Annotated in this window: 14 protein-coding genes and 1 CRISPR repeat array (1 of these 15 cut by a window edge); of the genes, 4 read left to right on the top strand and 10 right to left on the bottom strand. The window is 70.0% G+C overall.

Translation table 11 applies throughout. The annotated features are described in order from the left end of the window. A CRISPR array of direct repeats spans nt 1–4084; the repeat unit is 28 nt; unit sequence GTTCACTGCCGAATAGGCAGCTGAGAAA; it reaches 4733 nt to the left of the window's first position. A gap of 62 nt (nt 4085–4146) precedes the next feature. The 5 genes from HHL10_RS13405 to lhpI all read right to left on the bottom strand — a co-directional run bounded on the left by HHL10_RS13405 (nt 4147) and on the right by lhpI (nt 9886). After that, complete coding sequence (locus HHL10_RS13405; RefSeq protein WP_169160876.1) at nt 4147–4431, bottom strand: YdcA family protein; 285 nt, start codon at nt 4429–4431, stop codon at nt 4147–4149. A 124-nt stretch (nt 4432–4555) separates the two neighbouring features. After that, the gene (locus HHL10_RS13400; protein ID WP_169160875.1) at nt 4556–7162 is read right to left on the bottom strand and encodes a bifunctional diguanylate cyclase/phosphodiesterase; all 2607 of its coding nucleotides are present in this window, start codon (nt 7160–7162) and stop codon (nt 4556–4558) included. 154 nt (nt 7163–7316) lie between these two features. Then, on the bottom strand, nt 7317–7724 hold the full coding sequence (locus tag HHL10_RS13395; RefSeq protein WP_310734589.1) for a DUF2784 domain-containing protein: 408 nt from the start codon (nt 7722–7724) through the stop codon (nt 7317–7319). 30 nt (nt 7725–7754) lie between these two features. Continuing rightward, nucleotides 7755–8903 carry a CaiB/BaiF CoA transferase family protein gene (locus tag HHL10_RS13390; RefSeq protein WP_205833030.1) on the bottom strand — a complete coding sequence of 383 codons (1149 nt, stop codon included), beginning with the start codon at nt 8901–8903 and terminating at the stop codon, nt 7755–7757. Between the two features lie 44 nt (nt 8904–8947). Next, complete coding sequence (gene lhpI, locus HHL10_RS13385; RefSeq protein ID WP_169160874.1) at nt 8948–9886, bottom strand: bifunctional Delta(1)-pyrroline-2-carboxylate/Delta(1)-piperideine-2-carboxylate reductase; 939 nt, start codon at nt 9884–9886, stop codon at nt 8948–8950. Between the two features lie 95 nt (nt 9887–9981). Here lhpI and HHL10_RS13380 point away from each other — a divergent pair, with 95 nt between their 5' ends. Continuing rightward, nucleotides 9982–10188 (top strand): hypothetical protein, encoded by a 207-nt coding sequence (locus HHL10_RS13380; protein ID WP_169160873.1) that lies wholly within the window; start codon nt 9982–9984, stop codon nt 10186–10188. Nucleotides 10189–10249: 61 nt separating this feature from the next. Here the strand turns inward: HHL10_RS13380 and HHL10_RS13375 are convergent, their stop codons facing one another. Together HHL10_RS13375 and HHL10_RS13370 are read right to left on the bottom strand one after the other, a co-directional pair. Then, nucleotides 10250–10525, bottom strand: coding sequence for a type II toxin-antitoxin system HicA family toxin (locus HHL10_RS13375; RefSeq protein WP_169160872.1), 276 nt, complete (start codon nt 10523–10525; stop codon nt 10250–10252). Between the two features lie 119 nt (nt 10526–10644). Next, nucleotides 10645–11241: a M48 family metallopeptidase gene (locus HHL10_RS13370; protein WP_169160871.1), complete on the bottom strand. Its 597-nt coding sequence runs from the start codon at nt 11239–11241 to the stop codon at nt 10645–10647. Between the two features lie 144 nt (nt 11242–11385). On the opposite strand from HHL10_RS13370, the gene HHL10_RS13365 reads away from it, so the two are divergent. Together HHL10_RS13365 and HHL10_RS13360 are read left to right on the top strand one after the other, a co-directional pair. Next, on the top strand, nt 11386–12063 hold the full coding sequence (locus HHL10_RS13365) for a hypothetical protein (protein WP_169160870.1): 678 nt from the start codon (nt 11386–11388) through the stop codon (nt 12061–12063). After that, nucleotides 12060–12707, top strand: a complete 648-nt coding sequence (locus HHL10_RS13360) for an RES family NAD+ phosphorylase (RefSeq protein WP_169160869.1) — start codon at nt 12060–12062, stop codon at nt 12705–12707. Before HHL10_RS13365 ends, HHL10_RS13360 begins: the two co-directional genes overlap by 4 nt. Before the next feature lie 7 nt (nt 12708–12714). On the opposite strand, the gene HHL10_RS13355 is transcribed toward HHL10_RS13360, so the two are convergent. The 3 genes from HHL10_RS13355 to HHL10_RS13345 all read right to left on the bottom strand — a co-directional run bounded on the left by HHL10_RS13355 (nt 12715) and on the right by HHL10_RS13345 (nt 18121). After that, nucleotides 12715–13923, bottom strand: a complete 1209-nt coding sequence (locus HHL10_RS13355) for a pyridoxal-phosphate-dependent aminotransferase family protein (protein WP_169160868.1) — start codon at nt 13921–13923, stop codon at nt 12715–12717. Nucleotides 13924–13999: 76 nt separating this feature from the next. Then, entirely contained in the window at nt 14000–16882 is a 2883-nt protein-coding gene (locus HHL10_RS13350) for a sensor domain-containing protein (protein ID WP_169160867.1), read from the bottom strand. 225 nt (nt 16883–17107) lie between these two features. After that, nucleotides 17108–18121 carry a TRAP transporter substrate-binding protein gene (locus HHL10_RS13345; protein WP_169160866.1) on the bottom strand — a complete coding sequence of 338 codons (1014 nt, stop codon included), beginning with the start codon at nt 18119–18121 and terminating at the stop codon, nt 17108–17110. 335 nt (nt 18122–18456) lie between these two features. On the opposite strand from HHL10_RS13345, the gene HHL10_RS13340 reads away from it, so the two are divergent. Continuing rightward, nucleotides 18457–22092 (top strand): hydantoinase B/oxoprolinase family protein, encoded by a 3636-nt coding sequence (locus tag HHL10_RS13340; protein ID WP_169160865.1) that lies wholly within the window; start codon nt 18457–18459, stop codon nt 22090–22092. The last annotated feature ends 10 nt before the right edge of the window (nt 22093–22102 follow it).

The following is a 22102-nucleotide window of genomic DNA, read 5'->3' as shown; positions in this document are numbered from 1 at the left end:
CATTCCCAGGATTGTTCACTGCCGAATAGGCAGCTGAGAAATCCCAGGCCGCAAGGTCCAGCACGATGCAGAGGTTCACTGCCGAATAGGCAGCTGAGAAAAGGCGGGCTGGATCACCGCCACGCCCGGAAACGTTCACTGCCGAATAGGCAGCTGAGAAAACCATGGCCAACGTGCGCGCCGAGGCATGCGCCGTTCACTGCCGAATAGGCAGCTGAGAAATTCGAGCACCGCGGCCTGCATCGCCATGTAGGGTTCACTGCCGAATAGGCAGCTGAGAAAACCAGCGAACGCCGCAGGCGGCGAGGGCCAGCGTTCACTGCCGAATAGGCAGCTGAGAAATTGCGCACGCCGGCCGCGATGGCATCACCAACGTTCACTGCCGAATAGGCAGCTGAGAAAAGCAGCCCGGCGTTCATCGACCTCATCAACTGCGTTCACTGCCGAATAGGCAGCTGAGAAAACGATCGGCGAGCGCTACGCCCGCGCGACCGAAGTTCACTGCCGAATAGGCAGCTGAGAAAATCCGCACCTCGGCGCGGCGCTCTTTGGCATCGTTCACTGCCGAATAGGCAGCTGAGAAAAGCGTCACCACCAAGAACTCGCCGCTGTGGAAGTTCACTGCCGAATAGGCAGCTGAGAAAAACACCGACACGCAGCTGCGCACCAAGACATCGTTCACTGCCGAATAGGCAGCTGAGAAAACGCGCGCCGGTTTCCGCTGCCGGCTGACCGAGTTCACTGCCGAATAGGCAGCTGAGAAAAGCGCTTGATCGACGGCCGCGTCGCTGCCCTTGTTCACTGCCGAATAGGCAGCTGAGAAATCAACGCGCTCGAAATATCCGTCCTCGCCCAAGTTCACTGCCGAATAGGCAGCTGAGAAATTGAAGGCGTCGTCGCCCTCCTTCTCCTGCAGGTTCACTGCCGAATAGGCAGCTGAGAAAAGTACAGCAGCACCTGGTTGTCGATGACTTGCGTTCACTGCCGAATAGGCAGCTGAGAAACTTGCGCGCCTTGTGTGGCTTCTCCGCAGCCGGTTCACTGCCGAATAGGCAGCTGAGAAACTGAGCCGGCCCACCGTTGCCTGCCGTACCCGAGTTCACTGCCGAATAGGCAGCTGAGAAATGGTTCGTTTGCGCCGTGAGCCTGTTGTTCGGGTTCACTGCCGAATAGGCAGCTGAGAAATGGCCGAAGTCGGCCGCCATGCTGCCCAGCAGGTTCACTGCCGAATAGGCAGCTGAGAAAGACACGGGCGCGAGCACCGGGAACTGCCGGTGGTTCACTGCCGAATAGGCAGCTGAGAAAACCGAGCTGCAGACGCTGGTCGACGACCTGGCGTTCACTGCCGAATAGGCAGCTGAGAAAAGGTCGCGCCGCCGTCGTCGCTCCACTGCAGCGTTCACTGCCGAATAGGCAGCTGAGAAAACGCTGAAGGAGCTGCGAACAGCATCAGCAGCGTTCACTGCCGAATAGGCAGCTGAGAAACAGAATGGGCCTCCGGCGCGACGTACGCCGTAGTTCACTGCCGAATAGGCAGCTGAGAAATAGCTGGCATGCGCAATGACAGCGCGCCGAGGGTTCACTGCCGAATAGGCAGCTGAGAAAACCACCACACTGAATCTGCCCACGCTGCCGCAGTTCACTGCCGAATAGGCAGCTGAGAAATCGTCGCTGATGCCGTCACCGTCACGATGAGGGTTCACTGCCGAATAGGCAGCTGAGAAAAAAGTCAGATCATTGAGCCGCCGGGCCTGGAAGTTCACTGCCGAATAGGCAGCTGAGAAATTACCCATCGCCGTCCGTTCTTTGCCCGCACGGTTCACTGCCGAATAGGCAGCTGAGAAATACAAGCTCCGACTGGAGCTGTCGGGCGGTGCGACGGTTCACTGCCGAATAGGCAGCTGAGAAATTCTGCAGTAGCGTTTCGCTCACGGCTTGACCGTTCACTGCCGAATAGGCAGCTGAGAAAAAGTCGGCATAGAAGGGGTCGCGGTAGGACTTGTTCACTGCCGAATAGGCAGCTGAGAAAAGGTTCACCAGTGCATTGATTGCCCACTCGGCGTTCACTGCCGAATAGGCAGCTGAGAAATCATGGCCCGGGGCTTCGTGGTCAAAGAGGGCGTTCACTGCCGAATAGGCAGCTGAGAAAAGCTGCAGCGGAAGCCCCAGCGCCTGGCGCCCGTTCACTGCCGAATAGGCAGCTGAGAAAACATAGAAGCGAGTGCCTTTCACTTCAATTCCGTTCACTGCCGAATAGGCAGCTGAGAAACGCCGCCCCGAGTGACCCCCGCGCGCAATTGGTGTTCACTGCCGAATAGGCAGTTGAGAAATTCCCGTCAGCCCGCAGCGGCGTTGCCGTGGGGTTCACTGCCGAATAGGCAGCTGAGAAATTGGGAAAAGCTGGGCGCAGGCCTGCGCGCGCGTTCACTGCCGAATAGGCAGCTGAGAAATGCTGCGCCGGCGCAAAGCCGAGGCCGCGCTGGTTCACTGCCGAATAGGCAGCTGAGAAAATATCCCGAAACCCGCGTCGATCCGCGAGCTGGTTCACTGCCGAATAGGCAGCTGAGAAAATAGCAATCATCCTTGGCGCCCTGTCGCTGCGGTTCACTGCCGAATAGGCAGCTGAGAAAAATGCCTGCGGCACGCCGCGTCGATTGCGTCGGTTCACTGCCGAATAGGCAGCTGAGAAAAAAGCGAGCGGATCAATTCAACCTTGATCGGCGTTCACTGCCGAATAGGCAGCTGAGAAACGCGCTCACCGGCCGCGAATGCCGCAGCACTGGGTTCACTGCCGAATAGGCAGCTGAGAAATCGTGCCCATTGCTGGCGTCGCGCCGACTATGATTCACTGCCGAATAGGCAGCTGAGAAAAATCTCCGGCCGCGATCCGCTTGCGCAGCGTGGTTCACTGCCGAATAGGCAGCTGAGAAAAGCCGCAAATCGCGGGGCGTGCCGTAGAGCACGTTCACTGCCGAATAGGCAGCTGAGAAATGCCGGCGACGAATGCCGCGGGCCACGTGGAGGTTCACTGCCGAATAGGCAGCTGAGAAACACGCGCGCGGCGAGCTCGGCCAGGTCGCCGGGTTCACTGCCGAATAGGCAGCTGAGAAAAGCACCGCTGGTCGCCTGGTTGAGGCCTAGCAGTTCACTGCCGAATAGGCAGCTGAGAAAACGTCGGGGTTCCCGCGACATGAAGCGGTTTTGGTTCACTGCCGAATAGGCAGCTGAGAAACGGGGCCCTTAGGTGCCCCCTGCTTACGCCCCGTTCACTGCCGAATAGGCAGCTGAGAAAACGACCGCTTTCGTGCTGGGCCAGGCGGGCACGTTCACTGCCGAATAGGCAGCTGAGAAAATGCCAGTTGCAGCGCGGTAAAGGTCTTTCCGGTTCACTGCCGAATAGGCAGCTGAGAAAACTCCTTGACGCTCTCCGCGTGGCTCTGCGCGGTTCACTGCCGAATAGGCAGCTGAGAAAATTGACTCCGCGCCCGACAACGGCACGAACATGTTCACTGCCGGTTCACTGCCGAATAGGCAGCTGAGAAAAAGCAACGATGAAGCCGTGACGGCCGCCGCAGGTTCACTGCCGAATAGGCAGCTGAGAAACTGGAAGGCAAGCTGCGCGAGGTACTGGCCACGTTCACTGCCGAATAGGCAGCTGAGAAATTGCAGAGATCGACCGCCCAGCGGTGTTGAATGTTCACTGCCGAATAGGCAGCTGAGAAAACGCGCCAGGCGTCGCTGGGGTCTGTCTTAGCGTTCACTGCCGAATAGGCAGCTGAGAAATCGAAGGGCATGCCGTAGACGATGCCCATGGGGTTCACTGCCAAATAGGCAGCTGAGAAATCGTCCAGCAGTAACAGGCGCGTGGCGCCCTTGTTCACTGCCGAATAGGCAGCTGAGAAAATGTCGAATGGCTCGCGGCCAACCGCGACGAGGTTCACTGCCGAATAGGCAGCTGAGAAATTGCCGCCGCGCCAATAAGTCGCGCCCATAGGGTTCACTGCCGAATAGGCAGCTGAGAAATTGTTGTCAAGAGCGACGAGGGGGAAGAGTGGGTTTCACTGCCGCGCAGGCAGCTGAGAAAGGTCCGTCCCCGCTCGCGCGGGACATACCCCGCTGAACTGCCGCACAGGCAGCCCAAGGAAATTACCGGCGCCGCCCCCCGCGCCGGCGCGGCGAACTGCCGCCGCCATCACCTGCGTACGGCGTCGCGCCGCTGCCTGCATTGGCCGAGCAGACTTTCTTGCTCGCGCTGTAAGAGCCGTCGTTGCAGACGAAGCGCGCGCCGTCGCAACGCGCCACGCCGCCCTTGGCGCCGGAGCACGGCCGGTTCGCCGCCGCGGCGCCGAACGCCACCATCAGCCCGCACAGCGCGAGCGCACCCGCCCGCAGGCCCTTCGAGGTACTTCCCACTTCTCTTCTTTTTTCCACGGCGCCTCGGTGCCGCCCGCCGTGGACTGCCCTCCCTGGCCGGACGCCTGTTGCACGACGCGTGCCGCCGCCCGGTCGGCAGCGCCCGCGCTCCACGGCTGCCCGGCACGCGAAAAACCCCGCCTCACTCCGCCACCGCCTCCGGCTCGCAGCTGCGCCGCAGCAGCGCCGTCGCCTCGGCCTCCGGCAGCGCCGGGCTGAACAGCCAGCCCTGGTAGGCCTCGCAGCGCAGCGCGCGCAGCCGCTCCAGCTGCTCGCCGTGCTCCACGCCCTCGGCCACGATGCTGCAGCCCAGCGTGTGCCCCAGCCCCACCACCGCCCGCACGATCGCCTCGTCGTTGGCGTCGCGCACCATGTCGCGCACGAAGGAGCGGTCGATCTTGATCGTGGCAATCGGGAAGGCCTTCAGCCACGCCAGCGAGGAATGCCCGGTGCCGAAGTCGTCCAGGTGCACCTCCACCCCCAGCTCCACCAGCGCCCGCAACTGCTCCGCCACCGCGGGGAAGTCGTCGATCACCGCCGATTCGGTGATCTCCACCGCCAGGCACTCCCCGGGCAGCCCGTGCCGCGCCAGCTCCCGCGCAATGCGCGCCACCAGCCCCGGATGCCGGAACTCCCACGGCGAGAGGTTGACCGCCACGCGCGTGTGCAACCCCGCCTCGCGCCACGCCCGCAACTGCCGGCAGGCGCGGCGCAGCACCGCCTCGCCCAGCGCCCCGATCAGCCCGGCGTTCTCGGCAATCGGAATGAACACCGCCGGCGCCACCTCGCCCAGCTCCGGGTCGGTCCAGCGCACCAGCGCCTCGAAGCCCTGCACCCGGCCGCTGGCCACCTCCACCTGCGGCTGGTAGTGCGGCACGAGCGCGTCCTCCTGCAGCGCCGCCTGCAGCCGCGCCCGCACGCGCAGCGCCTGCTGCGCACGCCGGCCCAGCCCGGCATCGAAGGCCACCACCTGCGCGCGCCCGCGCTGCTTGGCCTCGTCCAGCGCCACGTCGGCACAGCGCAGCAGCTGCTCGGCGTCCCGCGCATCGGCCGGGTACGACGCCAGCCCCATCGCCGCCGCCCCCGGCCACTCCACCGCGCCGGCGCGCACGCCCGGCGCCAGCGCGGCGGCGAGCCGCTGCGCCAGCGCCGCCAGCGGCGCCCCCGGGCCCACGCCGCGCGCGACCACGCCGAACACGTCGCCCCCCAGCCGCGCCAGGAAGGCCGGCGGCGCGGCCGCCACCAGCGCGCGCGCCACCTCCTGCAGCAGCGCGTCGGCCACGGCATGGCCATGGCGCTCGTTGGCCTGCTTGAAGCCGGCCAGGTCCAGCACCACCACGCCCAGCACCTCGTCCGCGCCGGCGGCCTGCGCCACGGCGCGGCGCAGCTCCTCCGTGAAGCGCCAGCGGTTGGGCAGCCCGGTGAGCAGGTCGTGCGTGGCCCGGTGCTCCAGCGCGGCCTCGTGCGCGCGCCGGTGCGACACGTCGCTGACGCAGGCGGTCAGCCGCCAGCCCTCGGCACGATGGGTCTTCTCGATCGAGATTTCGACGTCGAGCAGCGTGCCGTCCTTGCGCTGGCCCTGCAGCCCGCCGCGCAGCCGCACACCGGGCAGGCCGGCGGCGATCCAGCCGCCGCGGTGGCCCTGGTGCGCCTGGCGCAGCCCTTCGGGCAGCAGCACCTCCACGGACTGGCCCACCAGCTCGCCCCGGGTGTGGCCGAACATGGCTTCCAGCGCGCGGTTGGCCAGGCAGATGCGCCCCTGCGCGTCCGTCACCACCACGCCCACGGGCGCCAGCTCCAGCAGCTCCTCGTACTCGGCGCTGCGCTGCTCCACCTCGCGCTGCGCATGCCGCAGCCGCAGGTACGGGCGCCGCACCCGGTGCAGGAACACGCTGCGGTACAGGCAGCCGTAGGCCAGCACCTTGTAGACATGGCCCAGCAGGTTGGCGCCGGTGGTGACCTGCTCGCCATAGAGCACGAAGAAGACCTCGCCCAGCAGCAGCAGCAGGATGGCGTCGCGCACCGGCTCCTCGTCGGCGCGCTCCCGGCCGCGCAGCCCGGCCATGCGCTTGAGCTGGCCCGCCAGCGCCAGGCCCAGCAGCAGCATCACCATGCCCTCGGCCGCCTGCTTCAGCGGCGTGAGCCCGAGGCCGGGCTCGAAGGTGCTGGGAAAGGCCTCGGGCCGCCACACCGCCAGCGTGCCCAGCAGCACGCTGATGGCCGCCCCGGCCATGGTCAGCAGCGCCGCGGCGCGCGCGCCCACGAAGCCCGGCGGCCACGGAAAGCACCACACCAGCAACGCCCCGGCCGCCACGCCCCGCGCCAGCAGCCACAGCACGATCGCCTTGTGCGAGGTGTTGGGCGACACCAGGTCGGGCATGCCGGCGTAGGAGACCATGTGCAGCAGGTCCACGCCGGCCACCACCATGAACGCCACCGTCATGGCCCGGCCCAGCGGTCGCTCGCGCTCGTCGAGCACGTACGCGGCGGTCAGCGCCACCATCATGCTGACCACCACCGCCGTCACTTCCAGCAGGTTGTGCAGCGCCAGGAACGCCGGCCGCGGCAGCACCAGGTCCAGCATCCCGCCGGGCCAGGCCATCACGTACAGCACCGGCGTGAGCAGCAGCACGGCCGCCACCCAGCCGCGCGGCTGCCACACCGGCAGCAGATCGGCGGCGTCGCCATCGGCACGCGGCATCGGGGCGCCGGGCCCGGGGCTCGGCAGGTCGGGGGCTTGGAGCGGCATCACGGGCGGCAGGTGTCACGGCGCTCCACGACCGCCCTCCAGGACGCGCCGCGAGCGCCGCAACCCTGAATACGTCCTCGGTCGGAAGGCGGGAATTCGAACGGGTGCTACAAGGAATTATCTAAATGTTACTGAGATCCGGCGCTGGAGGATTTCACATCCCGGGGCGGCTTGTCCGGGAAGTTGGCGTTCCCGCCCTGCGCCGGCGCCACCAGCGCGCGTACAGCAGCAGGTTGACGAGCACCACCAGCAGCGCCAGCGCACCCTGCGTCCCGCGCGTGAGCCCCGCCGGGTACAGCAGCGGCAGCAGGTAGTGCTCGACGAAGCCGCCGGCGTAGCCCTGCGCGCCGGCCAGCGCGCGCAGCCGGTTCTCCAGCGGCGTGAGCGGGCAGGCCGCGCCCGCGGCCTCCACCCAGATGCCCCACAGCAGCGCCGGCCCATGCAGCCACACCAGCCGCGGCCAGCGCGGCAGCAGCGCCGCGCCGGCGACCACGAAGGCGATGAACAGCAGGTGCAGCAGCACCACGCCATCGGCGGCCCAGGCCAGCAGGGTGGCGCTCACCGGTGTCTTCGTGCGCGCCCGCACTTGCCCTCAGCCGCAGGCCCCGGCCGCGCGCAGCCGGGCCACGTCTTCCACGCCGTAGCCCAGCTCGCGCAGCAGCGCCTCGGTGTGCTCGCCGCGGCGCGGCGCGGCCCCGGGCGCGCGCGCGGGCGTGCGCGACAGGCGCGGCGCCGGCGCGGGCTGCACCTCGCCCCCGACCCTCACGTACGTGCCGCGCGCGGCGTGGTGCGGGTGCGCGGCGGCCTCGTCCAGGTCCAGCACCGGCGCGAAGCAGGCGTCGCTGCCTTCGAGCAGCGCGCACCAGTGGGCGCGCGGCTGCGTCTTCAACACGGCCGCGATGCGCGCCTTGAGCGCCGGCCAGCGCGCGTGCTCGTGCTGGTGCGCCGGGTCCTCGTCGTGCAGCCCCAGGCGGCGCAGCAGCTCGGCGTAGAAGGGCGGCTCGATGGCGCCCAGGGTCACGAACTGCCCGTCGCCGCACTCGTAGACCTCGTAGAAGGGCGCGCTGCCCAGCAGCACGTTGTGGCGCGGCTCCTCGGGCCACCAGGGGCTGCCGCGCATGTGGCGCACCAGGGCCGCGAGCGCGGCCACGCCGTCCACCATCGCGGCGTCCACCACCTGGCCCCGGCCCGAGCGCTGCGCCTCCAGCAGCGCGCACACCACGCCGAAGGCCAGGAACATCGCGCCGCCGGCCATGTCGCCGATCAGCGTGGGCGGGATCACCGGCGCGGCCTCGTCGCGGCGTGACAGCGACAGCGCCCCGGTGAGCGCCACGTAGTTGAGGTCGTGGCCGGCCGCCTGCGCCAGCGGCCCGTCCTGGCCCCAGCCGGTGACGCGGCCGTACACCAGGCGCGGCCGGCGCCGCAGCGCCTCCTCCGGCCCCAGGCCCAGGCGCTCCATCACGCCGGGGCGGAAACCCTCGATCAGCGCGTCGGCCGACTCCACCAGCCGCCACGCCGCCGCCAGCCCCTCGGCCTGCTTGAGGTCCAGCACGACCGAGCGCTTGTTGCGGTCGGTGGCGATGCGCTCCAGGCCGGCGCCGCCGCCGGCGGCGCGCTCGACCACGATCACGTCGGCGCCCATGTCGGCCAGCAGCATGCCGGCGAAGGGGCAGGGGCCCAGGCCGGCGAATTCGACGATGCGCAGGCCGGCCAGGGGGCCGGGGGAGGAATGTGGGGACATGGGAGGTCTCCTGGGGTTGTCGTGAATGTCTGGGAAAGGGTGGCTCAGCCGCCCGCCTGCACCAGCATCGCCGCCGCCAAATCTTCCAGCGCGGTGCCGACCGACTTGAAGACGGTGCGCTCCATCGCCGTGCGGCGCCCCGGTGCCGTGCGGCGGCACAGGTCGGCCAGGGTGGCGCGCAGGTCGGCCGGCGTGATCACGCCGCGCGCCAGCGGGCCCAGCAGGTCGCCGCTCTTGCGCAGCGCCTCCTCGGTGTCCACGAACAGCTCGGTGTTCCTGAAGCAGTCGTCGTCGGCCTCGCGCATCTCGGGCGTGAAGCTGCCGATGAGGTCCAGGTGGCTGGCCGGCGCCAGCCAGGCGCCCTGCACCAGCGGCTCGCGCGCCAGGGTGGCGCAGCTCACGACATGGGCCCAGGCCACGGCGGCGGCCAGGTCGGGCGCGGCCTCGGCGGCGAAGCCCTGGGCGCGCAGCGATTCGGCCAGCGCCTGCGCCTTGTCCGGCGAGCGGGCCCACACCCGCACTTCCTCGATGGGCCGCACGGCGGCGTAGGCCGCGGGCAGCAGGCTGGCGACGCGGCCGGTGCCCAGCACCAGCAGCCACCGCGCGTCGGGCCGCGCCAGGTAGGTGGCGGCCAGGGCCGAGGCCGCGGCGGTGCGGCGCGAGGTGATCTCGTCGCCGTCCATCAGCGCCAGCGGCACGCCGGTGACGGCATCGAACAGCAGGTAGGCGCCGTGCAGCCCGGGCAGGCCGCGCGCGGCGTTGCCCGGGGCGATGTTGACGATCTTGACGCCGTAGCAGCGCCCGGGCAGCCAGGCCGGCATCAGCAGCGAGGTCAGCGGCGGGCCGCCGTCGGGCGCGGCGATCTCGTGCACATGGCGCGCGGGCACCTGGCAGGCCGGGTCGGCGAAGAGCGCACTCAGCGCGGGGATGAGCCGCTCGAAGGGCAGCTGGGCGGCGGTGGCCGCGGCGTCGAAGGTCTTCATGCCCCGATTCTGAGCGGCGCGGCCGGCGGCACGGCGGTTGCCGCGTCCGGCGGGCGGACGCGATGGTCCGCGGCACAACCCTGGAAGGACACCCCATGCCTGATGCCAAGAGCCCCGCCGGTCCCGGCAAATCCACCACCGAGCGCCGGGAGGCCGCCACCGAGGCCGAGGAAATACAGGAGTTGCTGACTCCGGACGACGACGAGAGCGTGGAAGATCCCACCCGCGCCCCGCGCACCGCCGAGCGCGACGCGCATGTCAGCGGCGGCAACCAGGGCTCGGTGCCCAAGGGCGGGCGCTAGGCCCGGGCCCGCGACATTCCCCGGACAACCGCCATGCCGGCTTCACCGGCATGGCGGCGCGCTACTCCCTGCTCTCGTACTGCGACGGCGTCACGCCCGCGCGCGCCAGGAACTGGCGCACGTGCAGCAGCCCGCTGGCATCGAGCACGTTGCTGTGGTGCGGGCGGTGCAGGATGCCCTCCATGTGCCCGATGCGCGCCCGTATGCGCGCGCCCGACAGCGGCTCCAGCGTCGCGCCCACGTGCTTGAGCAGCGACTCGACGTCGCGCCAGTGCACGTTGCCGCTGGGCGGGTCGTGGTAGATGGTGCGCAGCAGGTTGGCAACCTTGTGGCTCATGGTCTTCTCCCCGGCATCCGGCGCGCGGGCCCCGGCGCCCGCACCGCAGCCATGATGCGCGCGCCGGACGGCCCCGGCGGCGCCAGGGATCAAGCCTGAACCGGCGCCCCGGCCGCGGCTCAGCCCGAAAGCCGCCCCTCCAGCGCCAGCTGCGTCAGGTACAGCCGCAGGTCGAATTCCAGCTGGTGGTAGTCGGGCTCCATGTGGGTGCACAGCTGGTAGAAGGCCTTGTCGTGCTCCAGATGGCGCAGGTGCGCCAGCTCATGCACGGTGATCATGCGCAGGAACGGCGCCGGCGCCTCGCGGAACAGGCTGGCGATGCGGATCTCGCGCTTGGCCTTGAGCCGCCCGCCCTGCACGCGCGAGACCATGCGGTGCGTGCCCAGCGCCTGCTGCAGCAGCCGCACCTGCGGGTCGTACTGCACCTTGGACAGCGGCGCGCTGCTGCGCAGGTACTGCGCCTTGAGTTCCTGCACGTAGTCCCACAGCGCGCGGTCGGTGCGCACGGCGTGGGCTTCCGGGTAGCGCCGCGCCAGCATCGCGGCGAGCCTGTCCTGCGCGATGAGCGAGCGCACCTGCTCCAGCAGCGGCTCGGGGTAGCCGGCAAGGTACTTCAAGGGCAGGCCGGCGGGATCGGCGTCGGCCGGGCTGAAGAGGGTGGAGGAAGCAGCGGGCCGCCGCGCGGCGGCCGGGCGGCGGGAGGGCGCGTCGGACATGGGGCGCGATGCTAGCGGGCCGGCCCCGCCAGGGCGGCGGCAGGGCCGTTCGCCGCAGTGCCGCAACGCCGCTCCGGTGACCGGTATGATTGATGAGTTGACGAGCTGAACCAATATGTCGTCAATCTCATCAAAGGAAGCGCCATGGATGAATTCGCGGATGCCGGCGTCCTGTCCTTGCAGCCCTGGCCGGCCGAGCCCTCGGCGGGTGTGCCCGCGGCGGCCGGGCCGGCCCCACGGGCCTACCGGATCGAGGTCGCCGACCAGTCGCTCTCGCCGGTGCTGGAGGCGGTGGTGCCGGTGCTGGGCCGGCTGCTGCAGGAGAAGACGGCGCAGGTGCGGGCGCGCAAGCTGGAACAGCTCGTGGAACTGATGACCACGCAGATGGTCGTGCCCAGCCCGGTCGAGGTGCAGATGGCCGGGCGCATCGCGGTACGGCATGCGGAGCTGCTCAACGAGTTCGGCTTCGCCACCGCCGAGCAGCTGGCGGACATGAACCAGTCGCGCGCCGCCAACCGCCATGCGCTGGCCGACAACTGGAAGAAGCGCCGCCAGGTGTTCGCCGTGCGGCACCGCGACGAGGCCGGGCGCACGCGCGAGGTCTATCCGCTGTTCCAGTTCCGTGACGGCAGGCCGCTGAAGGCGGTGCAGCCGGTCATCGAGGCCTTCGGCGAGGGCAAGGACCCGTGGAAGCTGGCGCTGTGGTTCACCTCCAACAACGGCTGGCTGCCGCAGCAGGCCCGCCCGGTGGACCTGCTGGACACCGCGCCGGAGTCCGTGGTGGAGGCGGCGCACCGGGATGCGGGCGGGAGCGCGGCTTGAGCTGCCGCGCGCCGACGCCGCCGCTGGACGCGCTCATCGACCTCTGGCCCGCGGGACGGGTCATCCACGTCATTCACGACACCGCCTTCGCACCCGAGAGCTTCAACCCGGGCATCGACGCCGCCGGGGTCCTGCGCAAGCCCACGCGCTTTGCGCCCATCCGCGACCGCGACGAGCGCGTCGTGCCTTACCTGTACGGTGGCTCCTCGCTGGAATGCGCCATCTTCGAAACCGTCTTCCACAACGTGCCCATGGACGCGGCGCGCAAGTTCGTCGACCTCGACGACTTCGCCGACCGCGGCCACGGCCGGCTCACGCCCGCGCGCGACCTGCGCCTGGTGAACCTGACCACCGATGGGCTGCACCGGCTGAAGGTGCCCAAGACCGAGCTGATTGCCAGCGCACCCATCGACTACCCCGACACGGCGCGCTGGGCCCAGGCGCTGCATCGGCAGTACCCGGACATCGACGGGCTGTTCTGGATGTCGCGCCAGCGCGACCCGGACCAGGCGCTGGTGCTGTTCGGCGACCGCGTCGGCGCGGCGCTGTCGGGCCAGCGCGTGGGGGGGCCGCTGCGCCTCAACGACACCCTGCGCCAGGCGGTGATCGCGCTGGCGCTGCGCGCCGGGATCGAGGCCGCCTGAGCGCCGCTCACGCCACCGTCACGCTCTCCTGCGCCAGCCCCTTCTCCAGCTCGGCGATGCCCGCGGGCAGGTCCAGCGCCGCGCCGGCGTGCTGCACGCTCGATCCCAGCGCGTGCAGCGTGCGGAACAGGTTGTGCGCGCGGCTTTGCTCGCCCATCTGGCCGATGCGCACGATCTCCAGCCCGAAGGAGCCCGAGATCTCCACCCGGTGCACGCGCGACATGTGCTCGCGCACCGCGTCGGCCGACACGCCCTGCGGAATGGAGATGCCGATGACGGAGTTCAGCCGCGCCGCCTCGGGCACCAGCAGCTTCAGCCCCATGGCCTCGATGCCGCGCTGCAGCGCCTTGGAGCACACCAGGTGGCGCTCGAAGCGCCGCGGCAGCGTCTCGTCGCACACCAGGCGCAGCGCCTCGTGGATGGCCAGCACGCCCGACACCGGCGCGGTGTAGTGGTAGGACTTCTTGTTCCAGAAGTTGTCGGCCAGCAGCGCGTCCAGGCACCAGTGCGCCATCGGGTGCTTGCGGTTCTCGATCTTGCGCCAGGCCTTCTCCGACAGCGCCAGCAGCGACACGCCGGGGATCGAGGACAGCCCCTTCTGCCCGCCCGTGATCACCGCGTCCACGTTCCACGCCTCCATCTCCAGCGGCATGGTGCTGAGCGTGCACACCGCGTCCACGATCACCACGCAGCCGCGCTCATGGGCCAGCTGCGCGATGGCCTGCAGGTCGCGGTTGAACACGGTGTTGGAGGTCTCGCCCTGCACGATGGTGAGCACCTTGTAGTCGCCGGCCTTGAGCGCCGCCTCCACGCGCTCGACGCCGGCGTACTCGAAGTTGGGCACCTCCAGCACCGTCACCTGGCCGCCCACGCGCGTGGCCATCTCGGCCATGCGGCGGCTGAAGTAGCCATTGCACACCGACAGCACGCGCTCGCCCGGCGCGGTGAGGTTGGCGATGGCCATCTCCATGGCCGCCGAGCCCGGACCGGCCACGCCCAGCACCTGCGCCGAGGCGCTCTGGAACACGTAGCGGCCCATGGCCTTCACCTGCTCGATCACCTTGTTCATCGTCTCGCCCAGGTGGTTGATGACGATGGAGTTGGCGTAGGACACCTTGTGCGGGATCGGGACCGGGCCCGCGCCCATCATCAGCAGGGGTTCCTGGGGAAGGATGTCGTCCAGCGACTCGACGCTGGGAGGCGGCAGCGAATGCATGAGGGGAGTTCCTGGGAGAAGGGTGGACGGGCAGCCGGTGCCGCCCGGCCCCACATTGTGGCGCCCGCGCGCCCCTTCACCCTGTCATGCCGCAAGCCGCCTGCTCCAGGCTGCCGCGCAGGAAGGCCTCGAACTCCCGCGGCGGCAGCGGGCGGCAGAAGAAGTAGCCCTGGGCCTCGTCGCAGCCGGCGTCCTTGAGGAAGTCGAACACCTCGCGCGTCTCCACGCCCTCGGCCACCACGCGCAGGCTCAGCGTGTGAGCCAGGTGCAGAATGGCCTGCGCCAGCGTGCTGAAGCTCGCGCCCTCGGCCACCTCGGTGAGGCCGGGCAGGAAGGTGCGGTCCAGCTTGAGCACGTCCACCGGGAAGCGCCGCAGGTACGACAGCGAGGAATGGCCCGTGCCGAAGTCGTCCACCGCCAGGCGCAGCCCCAGCGCCTTGAGCCGCCCCAGCGTGCGCTCGGCGGTGTGCGGGTCCTGCGCCAGCGAGCCCTCGGTGAGCTCCAGCTCCAGCAACTGCGCGGGCAGGCCCGACTCGCGCAGCGCCTGGCGCACCTTGGCGACGAGCTGCTGATCATGCAGCTGGCGCGGCGAGAGGTTGACCGAGACGCGCAGCGGCCGCCCCAGTGCCTGCACCCACCGCCGGCTGTGGCGGCAGGCCTGCTGCAGCACCCACTCGCCGATGGTGCCGATGAGGCCCGTCTCCTCGGCCAGCGGGATGAACTGCGCCGGCGGCACGCGGCCGAGCTGGGGATGGTTCCAGCGCAGCAGCGCCTCCATGCCCACGACCTGCAGCGTGGCCACGTCCAGCCGCGGCTGGTAGTGCACCTCCAGCTCCTGGCGCTCCAGCGCCCGGCGCAGCGCGCTCTCCATCGTCAGCCGCGCGCGCGCCTTCTCGTGCATCTCGGGCGTGAAGAAGCGGTAGCTGTTGCCCTTGATGGCCTTGGCGCGGTACATCGCGCTGTCGGCGCTCTGGAACAGCACCTCCTTGGTCTCGCCGTCGCGCGGATACAGCGCGATGCCGATGGACGCGCCCACGAACACCTCCTGGCCGCTCACCAGCATGGGCTCGTCGAACTGCGCCAGCAGCTTCTGCGCCACCGCCGAGGCCGAGGCCACGCCATGCGCGCAGGGCAGCACCACCACGAACTCGTCGCCGCCCAGCCGCGCCACCAGGTCGTCCGGGCGCAGGTTGGCGCGCAGCCGCTGCGCCACCTGCTGCAGCAGCACGTCGCCGGCCTCGTGGCCCATGGAGTCGTTGACCTCCTTGAAGCGGTCCAGGTCCAGGAACATCACCGCCAGCGACTCGGGCTCGCGCCCGGCCAGCGCGATCCTGGCGTCGGTGTGCTCGTTGAGCCGCGCGCGGTTGGGCAGCAGCGTGAGCGTGTCGCAGGTGGCGAGCTGGCGCAGCCGCCGCTCGGCCTGCTTGCGCTGCGTGATGTCGCGCGCGGTGACGTAGATCACCCGCTGCTCGGCCACCCACTTGGCCGACCAGGCCAGGCACACCTCGCCGCCGCTCTTGGTGCGCCAGCGGTTCTCGAAGTCGTGCAGCTCGCCGTTGCCGTCGCCGTGGGTGAAGGTGTCGCGATAGACGGCCAGCGTGTGCTCGTAGTCCTCCGGGTGCACGAACTCGTGCCAGCGCCGGCCCACGATCTCGCCGGCCTGGTAGCCGGTGATGCGGCAGCCCGCCGGATTGATGCGCAGGAAACGGCCCTCGGTGTCGAAGGTGCACACCATGTCCAGCGAGTTCTCGATGAGGTTGCGGTTCTCGTTGCTCAGCGCCTGCAGCCGCTCCTCGATGCGGCGCTGCTCGGTGATGTTGCGCGACATGCCGCGGTAGCCGGTGAACAGCCCGTCGCGGAACATCGGCTCGCCGGCGATGGAGAGGTAATAGGGTGCCGCGCCCTGCGGCGGCCTCACGCCGTACTGCAGGTCGCGGAAGGGTTCGCGCCGCGCGAAGCTGCGCAGATAGGCCTGCAGCCCGGGCTCGGTGGGGTCCAGCGCGATGTCCTGCCGCCGCTTGCCCAGCAGCCGGCTCGCCGCCGTGCCCAGCCAGGGCGTGGCCTCGTCGCCCACCACGGTGAAGCGCCCCTCCGTGTCGGTCTCCCAGTAGCAGTCCGACAGCAGCGAGGTGAGGCTGCGGTAGCGCTCCTCGCGCTCGGCCAGCTGCTGGCGCATGAGCTTCTCGGCGCTGATGTCGCGCGACACCGCCACGGTGCCCGTCATCGCGCTGGTACCGGCATCAACCATCACGCGCGTGGCCGTGGCCACCCAGACGTACTGGCCGTCGCGCCGGCGCAACCGCAGCTCGATCTGCGCGGGCCGGCGCCCGTGGCGCTGCTGGGCCTCGACCTCGGCGCGCACGGCCGGCGCGTCCTCCGGATGGATGATCTCGTTGGGGTGGCGGCCCAGCAGCTCCTCCTGCGCGTAGCCCAGCAGGTGCTGGCACGCCGGCGAGACGTAGATGTAGCGGCCCACGGCGTCATGGCGCGTGATCAGGTCGCTGGCGTTCTCGGTGAGCAGCCGGTACTCGGCCTCGCTGCGCGCGAGCTGCTCCTGCATGTCATGGGCGGCCGTGACGTCGGTGGCGGTACCGGTGTAGCCGCAGTAGCGGCCCTGCGCGTCGAAGCAGGCCGCGCCCACGCCCGACATCCAGCGCAGGCTGCCGTCGCTGCGCACGATGCGGTAGCCGATCTGGTAATCCGCACGCAGCTCGATGGCGCGCGCCACCGTGGCGCGCACCTGCGGCAGGTCTTCCGGGTGGATGAAGCCGCGCCAGGCGCGAAAGGAGAACTCGTCCGGGCTGCGGAAATAGGCCCGCGCCTGGTGGTTGAGCTGGATGCAGCGGCCGTTCTCGTCCACGGTCCACACCAGGACCGTGATCTCGTCGGCCAGCCTGCGCAGCGCGGCGGCCGACTCCGCCGCGGTGGGGCTGCGCTGTCCTTGGTATGTGCTCGTCACGATCGGGCTCCCCGGCATGGCCTGTGGTGTCGCCCGATTTACGGCCGCGCCTGCCCGAGCTTGAGAGGCGTGTGATCCGGAATTGCGCTCGGCCCGCTCACGGGACGCCCATGGAGCGTTCACTGTAGAGCCGGGCTCCGCGGCTGCGGCTCAAGCCGGGGCCGGGCGTGAAGTCCTCACATCAGGACATTCCTGAGGCGGCCCGCGCACGTCCTTTGAGCTGGCTCAACGACGGTAGTCGTCGATGATCAGCTTGCCTTCGGGGCCGGTGCGCTGCAGCCACTCGTCGAGCAGCGGCTCGCCCACCGTCTTCAGCAGCCCGGTGCGCAGCGGCTCGGGCGGCTCGACCACGTCCATGCCCATGTCGCGCAACCCGCCCAGGAAGCGCCGGTGCCGCGCCTCGGACTGCTGCCAGCCGCGCTGCTCGGCCGCCACCGCCGCCTTGATGACGGCCTTGCGCAGCGGCATGTCCAGCTGCTCGAAGGCCTGCAGGTTCATCAGCACCCCATGGCGCGGCAGCCAGGCCTGCAGGTCCAGGAACACCTCCATGGACTCGAAGGCATCGGCGTTGAAGCCGTCGGCCGACACCAGCGCCGCGTCCACCTCGCCCTGCGTCACCGCCTGCGCCACATGCGCCTCGGGCATCGCCACCGCCTTGGCGCCCAGCAGCTTCGCCATGCGCTCGGTGGCAGGGCTGTAGGCGGCCCACTTGAGCTGGCGCAGGTCGCCGAGCTGCTTCACCGGCTTGCGCAGGAACAGCCCCGGCGGCGCCGAGGGCACCGAGTACAGCATCACCATGCTCTGGCCCGCGAAGCGCTTGCCCAGCGGCACGCGCTGCGCCTGGTAGAGCTTGCGCGCCTGGGCATAGCCGCTGGCCAGGAAGGGGATGCTGTCCAGGCCGAAGGTCTGCCACTCGGACTGCACATCGGCGAGCTGGATCTCGGCCATCTGCACCTGGCCGTTCTGCACCGCGCGCTTGGCCTCGGCCGCCTTCAGTGCGGCATCGGGCTTCACGACGATCTTGATCCGGCCTTGCGATGCGCGCTCAACCTCCTGCGCGAACTGCATCAGGTTCTCGGTGTGCAGGCTGGTCTCGGGAAAGGGCGTGGCGACCTGCCAGCGGATGGTTTCGGCCTGGGCCTTGGCCGGGGCCGAGGCGGAAGGGCTTTGCGGGGCGGCCTGGGCCGGGACGAATGCGGCGCTGCTCAGCGCCAGCGCGGCCAGCAAGGGTTTCAGCATCTAAGCTCCTTGAGAAGTATCCCGTTCGTCCTGAGGTATCGAAGGATGAACGGCCCCGGCTGTGCAGCAGGCCGCAAGAGCCTCACGGATTCGCCCTTCGATACCTCAGGGCGAACGGGTCAGCCGGCCCTCTTTTCATGGCCGGCAGACCAGCCTGGCGGATTCGTCCTTCGATACCTCAGGACGAACGGGCCGTTTCACAGCCAAAGTGAAATCCGAACTGGGGATTGTGCGAAGGTGCCGCAGCCTTCCCGGCGGGGCCGGGCCGCCCGCCTGGGGGGCCTTGGGAATGCCGCTATGCTGGCTCGGGCACCTTGAACGATGAGGAAGCACACATGGCCGAAGCACAGCGCTGGGAGTTCTGGATCGACCGCGGCGGCACCTTCACCGACATCGTGGCCCGGCGCCCCGACGGCAGCCTGGCCACCGCCAAGCTGCTCTCCGACAACCCCGAGCAGTACCGCGACGCGGCGGTCGAGGGCATCCGCCGCCTGCTGGGCCTGGCCCCCGGCGCGCTCATCCCGGCCGACCAGGTGGCCTGCGTGAAGATGGGCACCACCGTGGCGACCAACGCGCTGCTGGAACGCAAGGGCGAGCGCACGCTGCTGGTCACCACGCGCGGCTTCCGCGACGCGCTGCGCATCGCCTACCAGAACCGCCCGCGCCTCTTCGACCGCCGCATCGTGCTGCCGGAGCTGCTGTACGAGCGCGTGGCCGAGGCCCAGGAGCGGCTGGACGCGCAAGGCGCGGTGGTGCAGCCGCTGGACCTCGCGGCGCTGCGCCCGGCGCTGCAGGAGGCCTTCGACGCCGGGCTGCGTGCCTGCGCCATCGTGTTCATGCACGCCTGGCGCCATCCGGCGCACGAGGCGCAGGCCGCGGCGCTGGCGCGCGAGATCGGCTTCACGCAGGTGTCGGCCTCGCACGAGGTCAGCCCGCTCATGAAATTCGTGTCGCGCGGCGACACCACGGTGGTGGACGCCTACCTGTCGCCGATCCTGCGCCGCTACGTCGAGCAGGTCGCGGCCGAGATGCCAGGCGTGCCGCTGTACTTCATGCAGTCCTCGGGCGGGCTCACGCGCGCCGAGCGCTTCAACGGCAAGGACGCCATCCTCTCCGGCCCGGCCGGCGGCATCGTGGGCATGGCGCGCACGGCGCTCTCGGGCGGGCAGCACAAGGTCATCGGCTTCGACATGGGCGGCACCTCCACCGACGTGTCGCACTTCGCCGGCGAGTTCGAGCGCGCGTTCGAGACGCAGGTGGCCGGCGTGCGCATGCGCGCGCCGATGATGAGCATCCACACCGTGGCCGCCGGCGGCGGCTCGGTCCTGCACTTCGACGGCGCGCGGCTGCGCGTGGGCCCCGACTCCGCCGGCGCCAACCCCGGCCCGGCCTGCTACCGCCGCGGCGGCCCGCTGGCCACCACCGACGCCAACGTGATGCTGGGCCGGCTGCAGCCGCAGTGGTTTCCGCAGGTGTTCGGCCCGCGCGGCGACGAGCCGCTGGACCGCGCCGTGGTGCAGCGCCGCTTCGCCGAGCTGGCGGCGGAGGTGTCGCGCGGCGGCGGACGCAAGGTCGCGGCCGACGAGCTGGCCGCGGGCTTCCTGCAGATCGCGGTGGCCAACATGGCCAACGCCGTCAAGAAGATCTCCGTGGCGCGCGGCTACGACGTCACGCAGTACACGCTGCAGTGCTTCGGCGGCGCCGGCGGGCAGCATGCCTGCGCCGTGGCCGACGCGCTGGGCATGACGCGCGTGTTCGTGCACCCGCTCGCCGGCGTGCTCTCGGCCTACGGCATGGGCCTGGCCGACCAGCTCGCGCTGCGCGAGGCCACCGTCGAGCAGCCGCTCGATGATTCCGGCCTGGCCCGCGCCGACGCGCTGCTGCAGCGCCTGGGTGCGGAGGCGACGGCGGAGATCGCGGCCCAGGGCTTCGCGCCGCAAGACATCCGCCTGCTGCGGCGCCTGCACGTGCGCTACCAAGGCACGGACACGGCGCTGGAAGTGCCCTTCGGCCCTGTCGATGCCGTGCGCGCCGCCTTCGAGGCCGCGTACCGGCAGCGCTTCGCCTTCCTGATGCCCTCGCGCGCGCTGGTGATCGAGAGCGCCGCCGTGGAGGCCGTGGGCCCGGGCGCCCAGCCGCAACAGCAGGAGCACCCGGCGCACGAGCACCGGCCGCTGTCGCAGGCGCAGGTGCGCATGCATGCCGACGGCCACTGGCGCGACGCCAACCTGTACCGGCGCGAGCAGCTGAAACCCGGCGCGGTGATCGATGGCCCGGCCATCATCGCCGAGGCCAACGCCACCACCGTGGTCGAGCCCGGCTGGCAGGCACGGCTCACCGGGCTGGAGCACCTGCTGCTCACGCGCGTGCAGCCGCGCGCGCAGCGCCACGCGGTGGGCACCGCGGTCGATCCGGTGATGCTGGAGGTGTTCAACAACCTGTTCATGAACATCGCCGAGCAGATGGGGCTGCGGCTGCAGAACACGGCCTACTCGGTGAACATCAAGGAGCGCCTGGATTTCTCGTGCGCGCTCTTCGACGGCGAGGGCAACCTCATCGCCAACGCGCCGCACATGCCGGTGCACCTGGGCTCGATGAGCGAGTCGATCAAGACCGTCATCGCCCGCAACCCCGGCATGCGGCCGGGCGATGTGTTCGTGCTCAACGACCCGTACCACGGCGGCACGCACCTGCCCGACGTGACGGTGGTGACGCCGGTGTGGAATGAGCAGCAAACCGGCGTGCTGTTCTACGTGGCCTCGCGCGGCCACCATGCCGACATCGGCGGCATCACGCCGGGCTCGATGCCGCCGTTCTCGCGCCGCATCGAGGAGGAGGGCGTGCTCATCGACAACATGCTGCTGGTCGAGGGCGGGCGGCTGCGCGAGGCCGAGCTGATGGCGCTGCTCACCGGCGGTCCCTACCCCGCGCGCAACCCGCAGCAGAACGTGGCGGATCTGCGCGCGCAGATCGCCGCCAACGAGAAGGGCGTGCAGGAGCTGCACGCCATGGTGGCGCAGTTCGGGCTGGACACCGTGCAGGCCTACATGCGCCACGTGCAGGACAACGCCGAGGAGAGCGTGCGCATGGCCATCGCGCGGCTGGACCCGGCGCTCACGCGCGACGGCCGTTTCACCTTGCCGCTGGACAACGGCGCGAAGATCGAGGTGGCGCTGCGCATCGACCGCGAGGCGCGCTCGGCGGTGGTGGACTTCACCGGCACCTCGGCGCAGCGCCAGGACAACTTCAACGCGCCCAAGGCCGTGTCCATGGCCGCCGTGCTCTACGTGTTCCGCACGCTGGTGGACGACGACATTCCGCTCAACGCCGGCTGCCTGAAGCCCATCGAGGTGATCGTGCCCGAGGGCTCCATGCTGAATCCGGCGCCACCGGCGGCGGTGGTGGCGGGCAACGTGGAGGTGTCCACCTGCGTCACCAACGCGCTCTACGGCGCGCTGGGCGTGCTGGCCGGGGCGCAGCCGACCATGAACAACTTCACCTTCGGCAACGAGAAGCACCAGTACTACGAGACGGTGTCCGGCGGCTCCGGGGCGGGCGTGGCGCTGGGCGGCGAGGGCGAAGGCGGCTTCGACGGCACGTCGGTGGTGCAGACGCACATGACCAACTCGCGGCTGACCGACCCGGAGGTGCTGGAGTACCGCTTCCCGGTGCGGCTGGAGAGCTATGCCATCCGGGCCGGGTCGGGCGGCGCCGGGCGCTGGCGCGGCGGGGACGGCGGCACGCGCGTGCTGCGCTTCCTGGAGCCGATGACGGCGGCGATCCTTTCCAACGGCCGCATCCACCCGGCCTTCGGCCTCGCCGGCGGCAGCCCCGGCGCGCCGGGACGCAACGCGGTGCTGCGTGCCGACGGGCGCGTGGAGGAACTGGGGCACATCGGCTCGGTGCGGATGGAGGCGGGCGACTGTTTCGTGATCGAGACGCCGGGCGGCGGGGGCTACGGGGCGGCTTGAGCGGGCCCGG

The organism is Azohydromonas caseinilytica (assembly GCF_012927045.1).
In the GTDB taxonomy this organism is placed as follows: domain Bacteria; phylum Pseudomonadota; class Gammaproteobacteria; order Burkholderiales; family Burkholderiaceae_C; genus Azohydromonas; species Azohydromonas caseinilytica.
This window is presented reverse-complemented; position numbering and strand designations above follow the sequence as displayed.

What these genes read in the sequence shown, in the direction of transcription:
- HHL10_RS13400 (WP_169160875.1), bottom strand. Translation starts at nt 7,162, where the DNA reads ATGCCGCTCCAAGCCCCCGACCTGCCGAGCCCCGGGCCCGGCGCCCCG.
- HHL10_RS13390 (WP_205833030.1), bottom strand. Translation starts at nt 8,903, where the DNA reads ATGTCCCCACATTCCTCCCCCGGCCCCCTGGCCGGCCTGCGCATCGTC.
- lhpI (WP_169160874.1), bottom strand. Translation starts at nt 9,886, where the DNA reads ATGAAGACCTTCGACGCCGCGGCCACCGCCGCCCAGCTGCCCTTCGAG.
- HHL10_RS13380 (WP_169160873.1), top strand. Translation starts at nt 9,982, where the DNA reads ATGCCTGATGCCAAGAGCCCCGCCGGTCCCGGCAAATCCACCACCGAG.
- HHL10_RS13375 (WP_169160872.1), bottom strand. Translation starts at nt 10,525, where the DNA reads ATGAGCCACAAGGTTGCCAACCTGCTGCGCACCATCTACCACGACCCG.
- HHL10_RS13370 (WP_169160871.1), bottom strand. Translation starts at nt 11,241, where the DNA reads ATGTCCGACGCGCCCTCCCGCCGCCCGGCCGCCGCGCGGCGGCCCGCT.
- HHL10_RS13365 (WP_169160870.1), top strand. Translation starts at nt 11,386, where the DNA reads ATGGATGAATTCGCGGATGCCGGCGTCCTGTCCTTGCAGCCCTGGCCG.
- HHL10_RS13355 (WP_169160868.1), bottom strand. Translation starts at nt 13,923, where the DNA reads ATGCATTCGCTGCCGCCTCCCAGCGTCGAGTCGCTGGACGACATCCTT.
- HHL10_RS13345 (WP_169160866.1), bottom strand. Translation starts at nt 18,121, where the DNA reads ATGCTGAAACCCTTGCTGGCCGCGCTGGCGCTGAGCAGCGCCGCATTC.
- HHL10_RS13340 (WP_169160865.1), top strand. Translation starts at nt 18,457, where the DNA reads ATGGCCGAAGCACAGCGCTGGGAGTTCTGGATCGACCGCGGCGGCACC.